The sequence below is a fragment of the Bacteroides propionicigenes genome (assembly GCF_018390535.1).
Lineage (GTDB): Bacteria > Bacteroidota > Bacteroidia > Bacteroidales > Bacteroidaceae > Bacteroides > Bacteroides propionicigenes.
In genome coordinates this window covers 122,864-137,671 of record NZ_JAHBBW010000003.1, presented here as the reverse complement: position 1 = coordinate 137,671, position 14,808 = coordinate 122,864, and the positions used below count along the sequence as shown (strand labels likewise).

The 14,808-nt window shown below is 43.7% G+C and carries 12 protein-coding genes; 9 read left to right on the top strand and 3 right to left on the bottom strand.

Annotated features, from left to right (window positions below; translation table 11 throughout):
- Positions 1–14: 14 nt before the first annotated feature.
- The 9 genes from KG118_RS05875 to KG118_RS05835 all read left to right on the top strand — a co-directional run bounded on the left by KG118_RS05875 (position 15) and on the right by KG118_RS05835 (position 12,835).
- Entirely contained in the window at positions 15–1,370 is a 1,356-nt protein-coding gene (locus KG118_RS05875) for a glycoside hydrolase family 43 protein (protein ID WP_117711337.1), read from the top strand.
- Positions 1,371–1,391: 21 nt separating this feature from the next.
- Complete coding sequence (locus KG118_RS05870) at positions 1,392–2,750, top strand: glycoside hydrolase family 43 protein (RefSeq protein WP_117711336.1); 1,359 nt, start codon at positions 1,392–1,394, stop codon at positions 2,748–2,750.
- Positions 2,751–2,790: 40 nt separating this feature from the next.
- Positions 2,791–4,872, top strand: a complete 2,082-nt coding sequence (locus KG118_RS05865; RefSeq protein WP_117711335.1) for a glycoside hydrolase family 43 protein — start codon at positions 2,791–2,793, stop codon at positions 4,870–4,872.
- 144 nt (positions 4,873–5,016) lie between these two features.
- The gene (gene pheS, locus KG118_RS05860) at positions 5,017–6,051 is read left to right on the top strand and encodes a phenylalanine--tRNA ligase subunit alpha (RefSeq protein ID WP_117711334.1); all 1,035 of its coding nucleotides are present in this window, start codon (positions 5,017–5,019) and stop codon (positions 6,049–6,051) included.
- A gap of 195 nt (positions 6,052–6,246) precedes the next feature.
- Positions 6,247–7,443 (top strand): MFS transporter, encoded by a 1,197-nt coding sequence (locus KG118_RS05855; protein ID WP_117711333.1) that lies wholly within the window; start codon positions 6,247–6,249, stop codon positions 7,441–7,443.
- Positions 7,440–8,114: an endonuclease III gene (gene nth, locus KG118_RS05850; protein ID WP_117711332.1), complete on the top strand. Its 675-nt coding sequence runs from the start codon at positions 7,440–7,442 to the stop codon at positions 8,112–8,114. The genes KG118_RS05855 and nth overlap by 4 nt, the downstream gene beginning before the upstream one ends.
- Positions 8,115–8,202: 88 nt before the next feature.
- The gene (locus tag KG118_RS05845; RefSeq protein WP_087412755.1) at positions 8,203–9,462 is read left to right on the top strand and encodes a phosphoglycerate kinase; all 1,260 of its coding nucleotides are present in this window, start codon (positions 8,203–8,205) and stop codon (positions 9,460–9,462) included.
- Positions 9,463–9,535: 73 nt separating this feature from the next.
- Positions 9,536–10,561: a porin gene (locus tag KG118_RS05840; protein WP_117711331.1), complete on the top strand. Its 1,026-nt coding sequence runs from the start codon at positions 9,536–9,538 to the stop codon at positions 10,559–10,561.
- Positions 10,562–10,639: 78 nt separating this feature from the next.
- On the top strand, positions 10,640–12,835 hold the full coding sequence (locus tag KG118_RS05835; protein WP_117711330.1) for a tetratricopeptide repeat protein: 2,196 nt from the start codon (positions 10,640–10,642) through the stop codon (positions 12,833–12,835).
- Here the strand turns inward: KG118_RS05835 and KG118_RS05830 are convergent.
- Genes KG118_RS05830 through KG118_RS05820 form a run of 3 tightly spaced genes read right to left on the bottom strand, consistent with a single transcriptional unit; the run spans position 12,832 to position 14,808 of the window.
- Positions 12,832–13,416, bottom strand: a complete 585-nt coding sequence (locus KG118_RS05830; RefSeq protein ID WP_117711329.1) for a Maf-like protein — start codon at positions 13,414–13,416, stop codon at positions 12,832–12,834. The genes KG118_RS05835 and KG118_RS05830 overlap by 4 nt on opposite strands.
- 50 nt (positions 13,417–13,466) lie before the next feature.
- Positions 13,467–13,997: a KdsC family phosphatase gene (locus KG118_RS05825; RefSeq protein ID WP_117711328.1), complete on the bottom strand. Its 531-nt coding sequence runs from the start codon at positions 13,995–13,997 to the stop codon at positions 13,467–13,469.
- A gap of 19 nt (positions 13,998–14,016) precedes the next feature.
- The gene (locus KG118_RS05820) at positions 14,017–14,808 is read right to left on the bottom strand and encodes a Rossmann-like and DUF2520 domain-containing protein (protein WP_117711327.1); all 792 of its coding nucleotides are present in this window, start codon (positions 14,806–14,808) and stop codon (positions 14,017–14,019) included.

The window sequence follows — 14,808 nt, the reverse complement described above, 5'->3', positions numbered from 1 at the left end:
CAACAATAACGATTATGATGAAAAACAACATTTTAGCCCTATGTCTGGGATTCCTTCCTCTTTTGGCAACGGCACAAAATCCGATTATTCAAACCAAATATACAGCCGATCCTGCCCCAATGGTGCATAACGATACATTATTCCTTTATGTGGGATGCGATGAAAAGGATGCTCCCTCCAACGCATACCTGATGAGGGAATACCGCCTGTATATCACTACCGACATGGTGAATTGGACAGACTGTGGAACACCGCTGAAAACAAGTGATTTCAAATGGTCAGCCGGAGATGCCAGCGCTGCACAATGCATAGAGCGGGATGGTAAGTTTTATTGGTATATATCCTCACAAAACAAATTCAGCCCAGGTTCGTCCATCGGTGTAGCCGTTGCAGATTCACCTTATGGCCCCTTCAAAGATGCATTAGGCCGGGCATTGGTAACCAACAACATGACTACAACTGCCAAACACTCCTGGGATGACCTTGATCCTACGGTATTTATCGATAACGATGAACAGGCATACCTATATTGGGGTAACGGTGTATGCTATCAAGCCAAACTGAATAAAGATATGATATCATTGAATGACTCTATAACAGCGCTCGATGCCAAAGATAATACGGCCTTTTTCGGAAGATTCACAGAAGCACCTTGGGTATATAAGCGGAATAACCTATACTATATGATCTATGCCGCCGAGTTTCCGGAGTCTATACATTATTCTACAAGCCAAACAGCAAAAGGGCCATGGAAGGCCGGAGGAATAGTAATGCCATTGGAAAAAGGAAGTAATACCAATCACCCCGGCATAATAGATTATAAAGGCAATTCTTACTTCTTTTACCATAACGACGCACTACCCGGAGGACATAGCTATTGCAGATCGGTATGCGTAGAGCAATTTACATACAACCCTGACGGCACCATACCGCAAATGCACATGACTGATGAAGGCATCAAGAAAGGGGTAAGTACACTCAATCCATACAAACGGACAGAAGCCGAAACCATAGCATGGTCACAAGGCGTTATTTCCGCTACCGATGCAGAAAGAGGTGTTTATATTACCTCTATCCACAATACCGACTATATAAAAGTTCGTGATGTAAACTTCGGACAAAAAGGTGCTTCTCAATTTATTGCTTCTGCATCTAGCAGATATCATGGTGGGAAAATAGAACTTAGAATCGACTCACTTGAAGGAGAAATAATAGGAACCTTAAATATCCCCTACACTGGAGAATGGGAAAATTGGGAGGAACATTCCACCAACATAAAAACAACCAAAGGAATTCATGACCTATATCTTGTCTTTAGAGGCAGAACTCCACACGAACTTTTCAACCTTGATTATTGGATGTTTAAATAAATCACAAAAAAATAATATCTTATGAACAAGAACCTTTTTTTAAGTATTTGCCTGGGAATATGCTCTCTTCCGGTAATCGCACAGAATCCTATTGTACAAACCATGTACACAGCCGATCCGGCACCGATGGTACACAATGACGTACTTTATCTCTACACCAGTCACGACGAGGATGCATCCACATGGTTTGTTATGAATGACTGGAAACTATACACCACTACCGATATGGTGAACTGGACCGATCATGGCGCTGTGCTTTCCTACAAGACATTCAGCTGGGCAAAAGGAGATGCATGGGCTATGCAATGTATAGAAAGAGATGGTAAATTCTATGCATATGTGCCGGTAACATCACGCACAACCAATAGCCCCGCAATTGGCGTAGCAGTATCCGACAGCCCCTACGGCCCTTTTATAGATCCACTGGGAAAACCGTTGGTGCAAAGTAAAAAAGGAGATATTGACCCTACCGTATTCATTGATGATGACGGGCAGGCATACCTCTATTGGGGAAATCCTTTCTGTTATTATGTAAAATTGAATGAAGATATGATTTCTTATGAGGGGGACATCGTACGCGTTCCAATGACAGAAGAAGCTTTTGGCAAACGGGAAGGTAACGTGAAGGAACGGCCGACATTATACGAAGAGGGTCCATGGCTGTATAAACGCAATGACCTTTATTATTTATTGTGGGCAGGCGGTCCTATTTCAGAACACCTCGGCTACTCAACCAGCAAAAGTCCCCTCGGTCCTTGGAAATATGGCGGGGTACTTATGCCTACGGAAGGAAGAAGCTTCACCAACCATCCCGGAATTGTAGACTATAAAGGAAATACATACTTGTTTTATCACAGCGGAGCGCTTCCCGGAGGCTCAGGCTTCACCCGTTCAGTATGCGTAGAACAAGTAGAATTCAACAAAAACGGTTCCATCAAACCTCTGAAAATGACGAACGGAATCCAACAAGGACTCACAACCCTAAATCCATATCGAAAGACAGAGGCAGAAACTATAGCATTCTCCGAAGGAGCCAAAGCCGCACAGAATGCAGAAGTAGGAGTTTTTATCAACGCCATGCAAAACAACGCATATACCAAAGTCAGAAACGTTAATTTTCGCGATCACGGTCCCAGCAAATTTACAGCAAGAGTAGGAACTACACACAATGGCGGCGTGACCATGGAAATTCGGCTCGATAGTCCTCAGGGACAGCTATTGGGAACTACTAAAGTACCACTGACCGGAGGTGATGACAGATGGGCATTGGTGAGCACTGAGACATCTAAAGTAACAGGAATACATGACTTGTATTTCATCTTCAAAGGAGATAAGCCCGGCCGCATCATGTATTTCGACTATTGGATGTTTTCCAAATAACTCTTAAATTGATATATTCACCCTATTCAATAGAACAATCATGAAACATCTATTTTCTATTATTTTCGGACTGATAACATTCTGTCAGTTGCAAGCCCAGTCGTGGACAGCTGACAATGGTAACGGAACCTTTACCAATCCACTATTCTACGACGAATTCACAGACCCGGACCTGATACGTGTGGGAACGGACTTTTACATGGTAGCCAGTTCCATGCATGCCATGCCAGGGCTGCCGCTACTACGTTCCAAAGATTTAGTCAATTGGGAATTTGTAACCTACATATTTGACAGACTTGATTTAGGGCCCGACTTCCACTTGGAAGGTAATAAAGGTATCTACGGAAACGGAATATGGGCTCCTGCCATCCGTTATCATAAAGGTACCTTCTATGTATTCGTCAACGTAAATGACCATGGTTTACAAGTGTTTTCCGCCAAAGACCCCACCGGCCCTTGGGTACACAAAAATATGGGTGGCAGAATTTATGATTTGGGAATACTGTTTGATGATGACGACAAAATATATGCCGTACATGGTTATGATGAAGTACGCCTGATTCAACTCAAGCCCGATTTCAGTGGCTATGTAGAAGGGAGTGAAAAAGTAATTATTCCTAAAGGCAGCGCTATGGGGGAAGGACACCATTTCTATAAAATAGATGGAAAATATTATATTATCAGTGCAGACTATGCACCCGTAGGCCGCATGCAATGCGCTCGTGCCGACAAGCCGGAAGGTCCTTACGAAACCGCCGTTATCAGCAACCGCGAAACAATGGGTACGCAACGCGGATGGTGGTCGAATGAATTTGGATTCTGGTCCGATATCCCTAAAGAAGGAGACAAGATAACATTCACAGCCCCAAACCCGGACGCTTACTATGCTGTACCACTACATCAAGGCGGAATTGTAGATTTGCCGAATGGCGAATGGTGGGGTGTTTCAATGATGGATGTAAAATCTGTCGGACGTTTGACTTTCCTTTCTCCGGTGACATGGAAAAACGGCTGGCCTTTTTTCGGAATAGAGAATAATTTAGGACGTTCACCTCGCACATGGTTCAAGCCGAATGTAGGAATTGAAACAACTCCTCATACTACTTACGAACGCAATGATGACTTCTCGGGAAAAGATTTGAAACCAATCTGGCAATGGAATCACTATCCCGTAGAAAAGAAATGGGCGTTAAAAAACGGAACGTTACGTTTGCACACTATGCCGGCCAAGAGTTTTATGCACGCCAAGAATTCACTAACGCAGCGAACAGTCGGACCTGAATCAAATGCCATTGTAGAGCTGAATACCAAATCACTGAAAAAAGGTGATATAGCCGGATTGGCTTTACTGAATGTTCCCTATTATTGGATTGGAGTACTGCGTACCGGAAAGGGAGATGTAATACGCTTTTACGACTTGGTCAAGAACATAAAAGTAGATGAACCAATTTCGACGGGAAAAATCTATTTACGCGCCGAAGGAGATTTTGACAATGATTTGGCTAGGCTGAGTTATAGCACTGATGGTACAAACTTTAAAGAAATGGGGAGCAATTTACGTTTAGGCTATCAAATGAAAACTTTCCAAGGAGTGAGATTTGCCTTGTTTGCTTACAACACAGAAGGGAAAGAAGGAGGATATGCCGAATTCGACAACTTCAAAATCGAGGAGCCACTTGCCGACCGTTCCGCAAATCTTCCTATCGGAAAAGTAATTACTCTCAAAAATTTAGCAAATAATTCTTTTGTATGGACGAATTCACGCCGCATATTGCGCAATGCAAATATCAACAGCAACGAATACAATCCGAAAGACAGCCAATTCAGAATTCATGACCGCGGAAAAGGGCGTGTAGCCTTGGAAGCGATGAATGGAAGCGGCTTCTTGACCGTTGCAGGTGAAGGTCTTTCGGGAGACGTGCGCCTAATGGACAAGGAAAGTGATGCCAGTCTATTTATGTGGCAAGATATGCTTCGCAATCAATGTATGTTACTGTCACTCAAAACAAATCGCTATATAGGTATAGATGTGCTCACCGGTGAACCTTATTCTGCAGATTGGCCTGGCTCAAATACTACACGAACTAACGGAGTCGTTTTTGAATGGAGTGTTATACAATGACTGAGATACATAAATCCGTCTCATGATACAAAGTAGTCTACAAATGACCATAAAAAATAATATGCGGCGATTGAAGGCAAAACAATGATAAAATTGTATCTTTGCACCGTTTTATGCATTTAAAGAATAAATAATAACAACGATATGATAGCTAAAATCAACGAGCTTCTGCAAGAAGTAGAAGCACTGAAAGCCGCTAACGCCGAGGAATTGGAAGCACTTCGCATCAAGTACCTTAGCAAAAAGGGAGCCATTAATGAACTGATGGCGGACTTCCGCAACGTACCTGCCGAACTCAAAAAAGAAGTAGGTATGCGCCTGAATGAACTTAAAAACAAAGCGCAGGAAAAGATCAGTACTCTGAAAGAGCAATTCGAAAACCAAGACAACGGTTGCGATGACCTTGATCTTACCCGTTCGGCTTATCCCGTAAAATTAGGGACACGTCACCCACTCAGCATCGTAAAAAACGAGATCATTGATATATTCGCCCGTATGGGATTCAACATTGCCGACGGTCCGGAGGTGGAAGACGACTGGCACGTTTTCTCAGCTATGAACTTTGCCGAAGATCATCCGGCACGTGATATGCAGGATACTTTCTTCATCGAAAATAATGCTGAGAATGTATCACATAATATCATCCTTCGCACACATACATCCAGTGTACAAAGTCGTGTGATGGAAACGACTCAACCGCCTATTCGGGTGCTTTGTCCGGGACGTGTATATCGTAACGAAGCTATCAGTTATCGTGCACACGCATTCTTCCATCAGGTAGAGGCCTTGTTTATAGACCGTAACGTATCGTTCACCGACTTGAAGCAAGCCCTATTACTCTTCGCTCAGGAAATGTTCGGCAAGGACACTAAGATTCGTCTCCGTCCTTCGTACTTCCCGTTTACGGAGCCAAGTGCCGAAATGGACATTAGCTGTAACATCTGCGGCGGCAAGGGATGTCCCTTCTGTAAAGGAACAGGCTGGGTTGAAATCTTAGGTTGCGGTATGGTTGACCCCAATGTATTGGAGTTAAACGGCATTGACAGCAAGGTGTACAGCGGTTACGCTTTAGGTATGGGTATAGAACGCATCGCCAACCTGAAATACCGTGTAAACGACTTGCGCCTGTTCTCTGAAAATGATACACGCTTCCTGAAAGAATTCGAAGCGGCTTATTAATATAGAACGCTCTTATATATTTCTATATTAAGCATTAGGTTGGGATATGTCCAAACTGAAACTCGCTTACTATTTATTTCTTTAATTAGGCACGGATTACACGGAAAACACGGATTAGATTAAAAGGAACCGTGAAATCCGTGTAATCCGTGCCTAAAAGTATATTTATTATCAATCTTATTAAATTTCCACCCAATGAAAGATAGGCTTGTAACTTCCAGCTATTGCTTTATTCTTGCAGCCAACTTTCTGCTATACTTCGGGTTTTGGCTATTAATCCCCGTATTACCGTTCTATCTATCCGAGGTATTCAGTGCAGGAAACTCTACCATTGGTATCATCCTCTCCTGCTATACGGTAGCCGCTTTGTGCATCCGTCCGTTCTCCGGCTATTTTTTGGACAGCTTTGCCCGTAAGCCTTTGTATCTGCTGGCCTACTTCATCTTTATGACGATGTTTGCCGGATATATCATAGCCGGCTCACTGACACTGTTCATCCTATTCCGTATCATACACGGCGTATCATTCGGTATGGTGACTGTAGGCGGAAACACAGTAGTTATCGACATTATGCCCTCATCAAGGCGCGGAGAAGGACTCGGATATTACGGGCTCTCCAACAACATAGCCATGGCAGTGGGACCGATGTCCGGTTTGTTCCTGCACGATGCAGGTATGAGTTATACTACCATTTTCTGTTGCTCGTTGGGTTCCTGCATTGCCGGATTTATCTGTGCCGCATTGGTGAAGACCCCATACAAGCCACCTGTCAGACGCGAACCAATTTCACTCGACCGTTTCATTCTGCTGAAAGGTATTCCTGCGGGCATCAGCCTGCTTTTATTATCCATTCCTTACGGAATGACTACCAATTACGTCGCCATGTATGCCAAAGAAATCGGCATCAATGCGACTACCGGTTTTTTCTTTACTTTTATGGCGGTGGGCATGGCTATCTCCCGTATCTTTTCCGGCAAGATTGTAGACAAGGGAAAAATAACGCAAGTAATTTCGGCAGGGCTATACATTGTTGTATTCAGCTTCTTCCTGCTCTCGGCTTGCGTCTACATTATCAATTGGAACAGCATGGCATGCAGCATCATCTTCTTTGCCGTAGCATTGTTGCTCGGGATTGGTTTCGGCATCATGTTTCCGGCTTACAATACCCTGTTTGTAAATCTGGCTCCCAACAATCAGCGAGGTACGGCAACTTCTACCTACCTGACCTCATGGGATGTAGGGATAGGTATCGGTATGCTGACAGGCGGATATATAGCCGAAATCAGCACCTTCGACAAGGCGTATCTTTTCGGAGCCTGCCTGACGATAATTTCCATGCTTTATTTCAATGGCAAGGTTACCCCTCATTATCATAAAAACAAATTACGATGAGAAAAAAGGAACGTTACGAAAAAATACTCGCCTGGTTCAGGGAAAACCGTCCCGTAGCGGAAACCGAGTTGCATTACAACAATCCGTATGAGCTATTGATTGCAGTAATTCTTTCCGCCCAATGCACGGATAAACGGGTAAACATGATAACTCCCCCTCTGTACCGGGACTTTCCTACTCCCGAAGCGCTTGCCGCTACCACACCGGAAGTAGTATTTGAATACATACGCAGTGTGTCTTATCCCAACAATAAGGCCAAGCACCTTGTAGGCATGGCAAAAATGCTGGTGAAAGACTTTAACAGCCAAGTACCCGACACATTGGAAGAACTCGTAAAACTGCCCGGCGTGGGACGTAAAACAGCTAATGTAATTCAGTCGGTAGTTTTCAACAAAGCCGCTATGGCGGTAGATACCCATGTATTCCGTGTCAGCCACCGTTTAGGGTTAGTGTCCGACAAATGCACCACCCCGTTCAGTGTGGAGAAGGAGTTGGTCAAACATATTCCTGAAGCGGATATTCCCATCGCCCACCATTGGCTCATCCTGCATGGACGGTATGTATGTCAGGCACGTACCCCCCAATGTGACAACTGCGGTTTGCAATTGATGTGCAAATATTACTGCCGGAAGTATAAAGTTAACAAAGAGAGTAATGAAGGGGAAGAATAAATAATGATTTCATAGCGAAAAAAAGAAATAAATACTAACTTTGCCGTCACAAAAAGAAAATAGTAACACTTTTAAATAAAAATAGAGTATTATGACAATTGATCAATTTAACTTTGCCGGAAAAAAGGCATTCGTTCGCGTGGACTTCAATGTGCCCTTGGACGAAAACTTCAACATTACAGACGATACCCGTATGCGTGCCGCTCTTCCTACATTGAAGAAGATTTTGGCTGACGGTGGCAGTATTATCATCGGTTCTCACCTCGGCCGTCCGAAAGGCGCGACAGACAAATTCTCTTTGAAGCACATTCTGAAACATTTGTCAGACCTGCTGGGTGTTGAAGTACAGTTTGCTAACGACTGTATGGGCGAAGAAGCTGCCGTTAAGGCTGCCGCTCTGCAACCGGGTGAGGTGCTGTTGCTCGAAAACCTCCGTTTCTACGCTGAGGAAGAAGGTAAACCACGCGGTTTGGCTGAAGACGCAACAGACGAAGAAAAGAAAGCCGCCAAAGCTGCAGTTAAAGAAAGTCAGAAAGAATTTACCAAGAAATTGGCTTCTTATGCAGACTGCTATGTAAACGACGCATTCGGTACAGCTCACCGTGCACACGCTTCTACAGCATTGATCGCTAAATACTTCGACAAAGACAATAAGATGTTCGGCTACCTGATGGAAAAAGAAGTGAAAGCTGTGGACAAAGTGCTGAATGACATCAAACGTCCGTTCACTGCTATCATGGGTGGTTCTAAAGTATCTTCCAAGATTGAAATCATCGAAAACCTGCTAAACAAGGTAGACAACCTTATTATCACCGGTGGTATGACTTATACTTTCACCAAAGCTCAAGGAGGTAAAATCGGTCTTTCTATCTGTGAAGACGACAAGTTGGATTTGGCTCTCGAGTTGTTGAAGAAAGCAAAAGAAAAAGGTGTAAACCTCGTATTGGCTGTAGATGCCAAAATTGCTGACTCATTCTCTAACGACGCCAACACTCAGTTCTGCAAAGTAAATGAAATACCTGACGGCTGGGAAGGTCTGGATATAGGTCCTGAGACTGAAAAAATCTTCGCTGAAGTTATTAAGAATTCCAAGACTATCCTTTGGAACGGTCCTACAGGCGTATTTGAATTCGAAAACTTCACTCACGGTTCACGTTCAGTAGGTGAAGCTATCGTAGAAGCAACCAAAAACGGTGCATTCTCACTCGTAGGTGGTGGTGACTCTGTAGCTTGCGTAAACAAGTTCGGTTTGGCAAACGGTGTTTCTTACGTTTCTACCGGTGGCGGTGCATTGCTTGAAGCAATCGAAGGAAAAGTTCTTCCGGGTATCGCTGCTATCAACGAATAAAAAGAATCTAATCAATACAAAAGGCAGCTCTTTGAAAAAAGGGTTGCTTTTTTTTTAATTATATATCCAACACATGAAACGAATTCTACTATCCTGCTTTCTTCTTCTCTCTGCATATACGTTAAAAGCCCAAGATGCGTGCCTGAATGATGTAGTGAATACACTGAAAGAACGTATCACTCTGGCAGGTTATGCCCAAGTGGGATACACCTATGACGATGCCGGCGAAAAAGCCAGCAATACTTTCGACCTCAAACGAGTTATATTTATGGCACGCGGTAAAATTACCGATAAATGGTCGTGTTACTTCATGTATAGCTTCGCCAATACCGGAAAAATACTGGAAGCCTATACAGAATATCAGTTCCTGCCTCAACTCACTGCCCGTATCGGACAGTTCAAAACGATGTACACTATCGAGAATCCTATGTCACCCTGTTTTGTAGAGCTGATAAGCTGTTATTCACAGGCAGTCAACTATCTGGCAGGTATCAATGGAAGCGATCCTTTGTACGGTTCAAGTAGCGGCCGTGATATGGGAATCCTCATCTACGGTGACCTTTTCAAGAAGAAACTGAGTTATAACTTTGCCGTTATGAATGGACAAGGCATCAATCTTAAAGACAAGAATAATCAAAAAGATATAGTAGGCGGCTTAATGGTTCATCCGCTCGATTGGTTGTCGGTAGGTGGTTCGTTCATCAAAGGCAAAGGATGTGCAGTAGTCGCATCTGCCATCAATCCGGACATAGCCGTAGGTGACAACTACACACGAAACCGCTGGTCGGCAGGAGCTACCATTCAGACAAAGCCTGTCAGTTTGCGCACCGAATATCTTGCCGGTAAAGACGGACATATAAAAAGTGACGGATATTATGCAACAGCGTCCGTACATGTACTTCCCAAGTTCGATATAGTAGCATCTTACGATTACTTCAATAAAGATAAAGCGCAGGATTATAAACAGAGCAACTATGTAGCCGGTGTACAATGGTGGTTCTACCCCAAATGCCGCTTGCAAGCACAATATACTTATTGTAATCCTCATAAGGGAGAATCTTCCAACCTGTTGCAAGCGCAATTACAGGTTAGATTCTAACTTCTTTAACTCCTACCGAACATTTTGGCATTCTTTTTGTACATTTGTAGAGTATAATCACTTAACGAATACAATCTTATGAACGAGCAAGCCATACAAGAGCAATATCAACATATAGTCAGTCTATTGGAACAGAAACGTCTGAAAGAGGCTCAGGTACAACTGGAAGCCTTTTTATGGAACTGCAACGATTGGACTCTTCGCAGCCGCTTGGAACAGGCTAAGATGTCCTACCAATATATGTTGCAATATATGCGTCAAGGCGTAAACGATCCGGAACGGCAGAAACTATACCGGCAACTTTTGGCAGAAACATGGGAAATTGCCGAACAGACGCGTGTCAGCTTGCTCGATGAAGTTTCCACTCACTATTACCATGCCCTGCACAAGAATAAAAGGAATATGGTAGCCGGCTATGGCATGTCCTCATGGCTGAAAGTTTTGGAATCGTTTCAGGATGACATGGCGGTTTGCCAACTCATGCCGGACAATAAAAAGAGTTTGGACAGTGCTTTGAAACGTCACGAAGAAACTGCCCAATATCTGTTTCTTACAACATGGGGAAACAGCGGCTGGACAACGGAAGAAGAACAGGAAGCCAAAACATATTTAGATTCCGAGTTGCTGCCGGTAAATGATTTATGCTTATTTACAGGAGCTATTCTACTTAGCTTAATGGAATGTTTTGATCCGCGCAAGTTCTCTTGGTTACTGGATGCCACAATGCACGCTGATACACAAGTCAGCCAACGTGCTTTGGTAGTTCTTGCCATTGTGCTACACATACACTCCAACCGTCTGTGGCTATATCCTGAGTTGGAAGCAAGATTGTTGCTTCTTAATGAAGACGGCAGTTTCGGCAAACAACTGAACCGGATTTACATCCAGCTGCTCCGCAGTCAGGAGACAGAGAAGATAGACAAGAAGATGCGCGAAGAAATCATTCCGGAAATGATGAAGAACGTAAGTATCATGCGCAACATGAAGTACGGCTTCGAGGAAAACATAGATGAAAACGACCGTAACCCGGATTGGGAGAAAGCGTTTGAACAATCCGGATTGGGTGATAAGATACGTGAAATGAATGAACTGCAACTGGAAGGCGCCGATGTATATATGAGTACATTTGCCCAACTCAAGAGCTATCCGTTTTTCCAAGACCCACACAACTGGTTCTATCCGTTCGATATGCAACATTCCAGTATTATACGGGAGTTTGGACTGAAACCGACAGGAGACAATGCCATTCTATCATTAATACTACAATCAGGCTTTTTCTGCAACAGTGATAAGTATTCATTATGCTTTACTATGGCACATATTCCGCAAGCACAACGCAATATGATGCTAAGCCAAATGACATCACAGGACCTGAATGAATTAATGGACGAAAGCAAGTCGTCCGGATTAAGACAGTACGCACAGCGTCCGGATGTTATCAGCAACCAGTACATCCACGATCTATACCGCTTCTTCAAGTTAAGCCAACGCCGTCATGAATTCCGTGATATTTTCAAAGAGGAAATAACTCTGCACCGTATCCCGGCACTGAAAGATATTTTGTGCAAACCGGAATTATTGGTTACTATAGCTGATTTTCATTTCCGCAAAGAGCGCCCGACTGAAGCTTTAAGTATCTACCAAGAAATAATAGATATGAATTATGCCGATGCAGACATCTTTCAAAAAACCGGATATTGCCTGCAAAAGGAGAAACGCTACAAAGAGGCCATCAGCGCTTACCGGAAAGCGGATGTACTGAAGCCCGATCATGTATGGACCATCCGCCACCTTGCCACTTGCTATCGCCAATTACGCGACTTTGCATCGGCGCTGGAGCATTACAAAAAGGTAGAAGCCATACAGCCGGAAAACAGAAGCGTCATATTCTTCATCGGCAGTTGCCTGGCAGAATTGGAACGCTATGAAGAAGCCTTGCAGTGCTTCTTTAAACTGGATCTCATGGAGAATGATTGCATCAAGGCATGGCGTGCCATAGGCTGGTGCTCATTTGTCAGTGGAAAATTTGAACAGGCCATGCGATATTATAATAAGGTGCTTGCCCTCAAACCTATTGCCACAGATTATCTCAATGCAGGGCACGTAGCGTTGCGACTGGGAAATATGGAAAAGGTAGCGGAATTATACGGGAAAGCCACCTCGGAAAGCGGAAATCGGGAGACTTTCCTTGATATGTTCGACAAAGATAAAGAAACCCTTATCAAACTGGGTATAAACGAAAAAGACATACCATTAATAAGAGATTTGGTTTAGTTGAGAGTTGAGAGTTCCTTATAAAGCCGTTGCACCGGTAAACCCATAATATTATAATAACTACCTGAAATATTTTCCACTCCGATAAAGCCAATCCATTCTTGTACTCCATAAGCGCCGGCTTTATCCATCGGCTGGAACTTATCTACGTAATAAATAATTTCCTCTTCACTAAGTTTGGAGAAACGAACTTCTGTCTGGGCGGCAAAACTTCGCTGCCACTCTGTTGTGGTTATGCAGACACCGGTAAATACTTCATGAGTACGATCGGACATATCCCGCAACATACATAAGGCATCTTCCCTGTCCTTAGGTTTTCCAAGCACTCTCCCGTCCAGCCACACAATGGTATCGGCAGTTATCATCAGTTCACCCGGCTGCAACATATTCCGATAGGCATCCGCTTTTTCTTTCGCTATATAAAGAGGTATATCTGCCCCTTGCAAAGTATCGGGATACGACTCGTCTACATCCGGCAAAGTACGTACTTCGTAACTCACGCCCAACCCAGACAACAACTCCTTACGGCGAGGAGAATTAGAAGCAAGGATTACTTTATATTTCTTTAGATTGTCTAACATGACTTCCTGTGAATTATGAATTTAAACTATAAATTATCAGCTAATAGAAATTACCAACCAAACGCCCTCTCGTCCGCCATCCAAAGGCCCTTTACTTTGAGGAACTGCTCCACGATGTCACGTCCGCATCCATATCCTCCGTCTTTATGGGATATATAACGGGCAATAGATTTTACTTCAGGAGTAGCATCCCTCGGACAACAGGGCAGACCGCAAGTACTCATCACTTCCATATCCGGAATATCATCACCTACATACAGTATCTCTTCATCCCGTAAGCCATAGCGGTCACGGAAATCACGGTAGTCATGTATTTTAATGGAAGACCCCATATATATGTTCTCAGCTAATATTCCTAAAGCAAGAAAGCGTTTACGCACCGCTTCCGTACGCCCACCGGTAATAATAGCCAATGGAATCTCGTGTTTGGCAGCCAAGTGTAGTGCATATCCGTCTTTTATGTTTACCGTCCGCAGTGGTTCACCCTCCGTACTCATGGGGATAACATTAGCGCTCAATACCCCGTCTACATCAAAAGCAAGGGCTTTTATTCTGTTCAAATCGTAGTTGATTGTACTCATCCCGTTATTTTCTAAAAGGTTAGCTATTTTGTTGATGTATGCTTTCGCTAATCAGTCTGTACAGTTCCTGCATCCCCGGTTCATCAGAAAGCATTTGCAAATGGTTGTTGATGACATTCTCATCATATCTTATGGCCGGTCCTGTCTGTGCAAGGCGCGGCTCAAGTTCATGCACTTTACGGGCAGTCTCATCTATCAGAGGTAGCATTACATCAAAAGGAAGTTGATATTTCTTCAACAATTCGGCGGCAAGGGCATACATATGATTCGTAAAATTACAAGTGAATACCGCTGCCAAATGTAAACTCTTACGTTGTTCCGAGGTAGCTTCATAGACCTTCTCGGAAAGCACGGAAGCAATCTCTTTCAGCATCCGGGTGTCTTCCGCAGAATTACTTTCAATAAAAACCGGTATCTGTCGGAAATCAACAGTACGCTGCTTACTGAATGTTTGCATGGGATAAAACACACCATATCGTTTTACCCGGCCTGCCCAAACATCCATTGGAATACTACCGGCAGTATGTACCCATAAAGCCTCCTCCTTTCCTGCCACTATTTCCGGTAGCAATTGCACAAAAGCCGCATCTTTCAAGGAAACAATATAAAGCTGCGCACCAGCCACCACAGATGACAAGTCAGTAATATAGTCAGCTTCCACCGCATATGCCAATGCGCGTGCCGATTCTTCCGTACGACTATAAATCTGCACAATACGGAATCCCTTATAATAAAGTGTTTTTGCCAAATTCGTCGCCAGATTACCGGCTCCTATAAATACAATAGATGTATCCTCTATACTTCTCTTCAT

Excerpts from the sequence above, each read along its gene's own strand:
- KG118_RS05875 (WP_117711337.1), top strand. The coding sequence starts at position 15 with ATGATGAAAAACAACATTTTAGCCCTATGTCTGGGATTCCTTCCTCTT.
- KG118_RS05870 (WP_117711336.1), top strand. The coding sequence starts at position 1,392 with ATGAACAAGAACCTTTTTTTAAGTATTTGCCTGGGAATATGCTCTCTT.
- KG118_RS05865 (WP_117711335.1), top strand. The coding sequence starts at position 2,791 with ATGAAACATCTATTTTCTATTATTTTCGGACTGATAACATTCTGTCAG.
- pheS (WP_117711334.1), top strand. The coding sequence starts at position 5,017 with ATGATAGCTAAAATCAACGAGCTTCTGCAAGAAGTAGAAGCACTGAAA.
- KG118_RS05855 (WP_117711333.1), top strand. The coding sequence starts at position 6,247 with ATGAAAGATAGGCTTGTAACTTCCAGCTATTGCTTTATTCTTGCAGCC.
- nth (WP_117711332.1), top strand. The coding sequence starts at position 7,440 with ATGAGAAAAAAGGAACGTTACGAAAAAATACTCGCCTGGTTCAGGGAA.
- KG118_RS05840 (WP_117711331.1), top strand. The coding sequence starts at position 9,536 with ATGAAACGAATTCTACTATCCTGCTTTCTTCTTCTCTCTGCATATACG.
- KG118_RS05835 (WP_117711330.1), top strand. The coding sequence starts at position 10,640 with ATGAACGAGCAAGCCATACAAGAGCAATATCAACATATAGTCAGTCTA.
- KG118_RS05830 (WP_117711329.1), bottom strand. The coding sequence starts at position 13,416 with ATGTTAGACAATCTAAAGAAATATAAAGTAATCCTTGCTTCTAATTCT.
- KG118_RS05825 (WP_117711328.1), bottom strand. The coding sequence starts at position 13,997 with ATGAGTACAATCAACTACGATTTGAACAGAATAAAAGCCCTTGCTTTT.
- KG118_RS05820 (WP_117711327.1), bottom strand. The coding sequence starts at position 14,808 with ATGAAGAGAAGTATAGAGGATACATCTATTGTATTTATAGGAGCCGGT.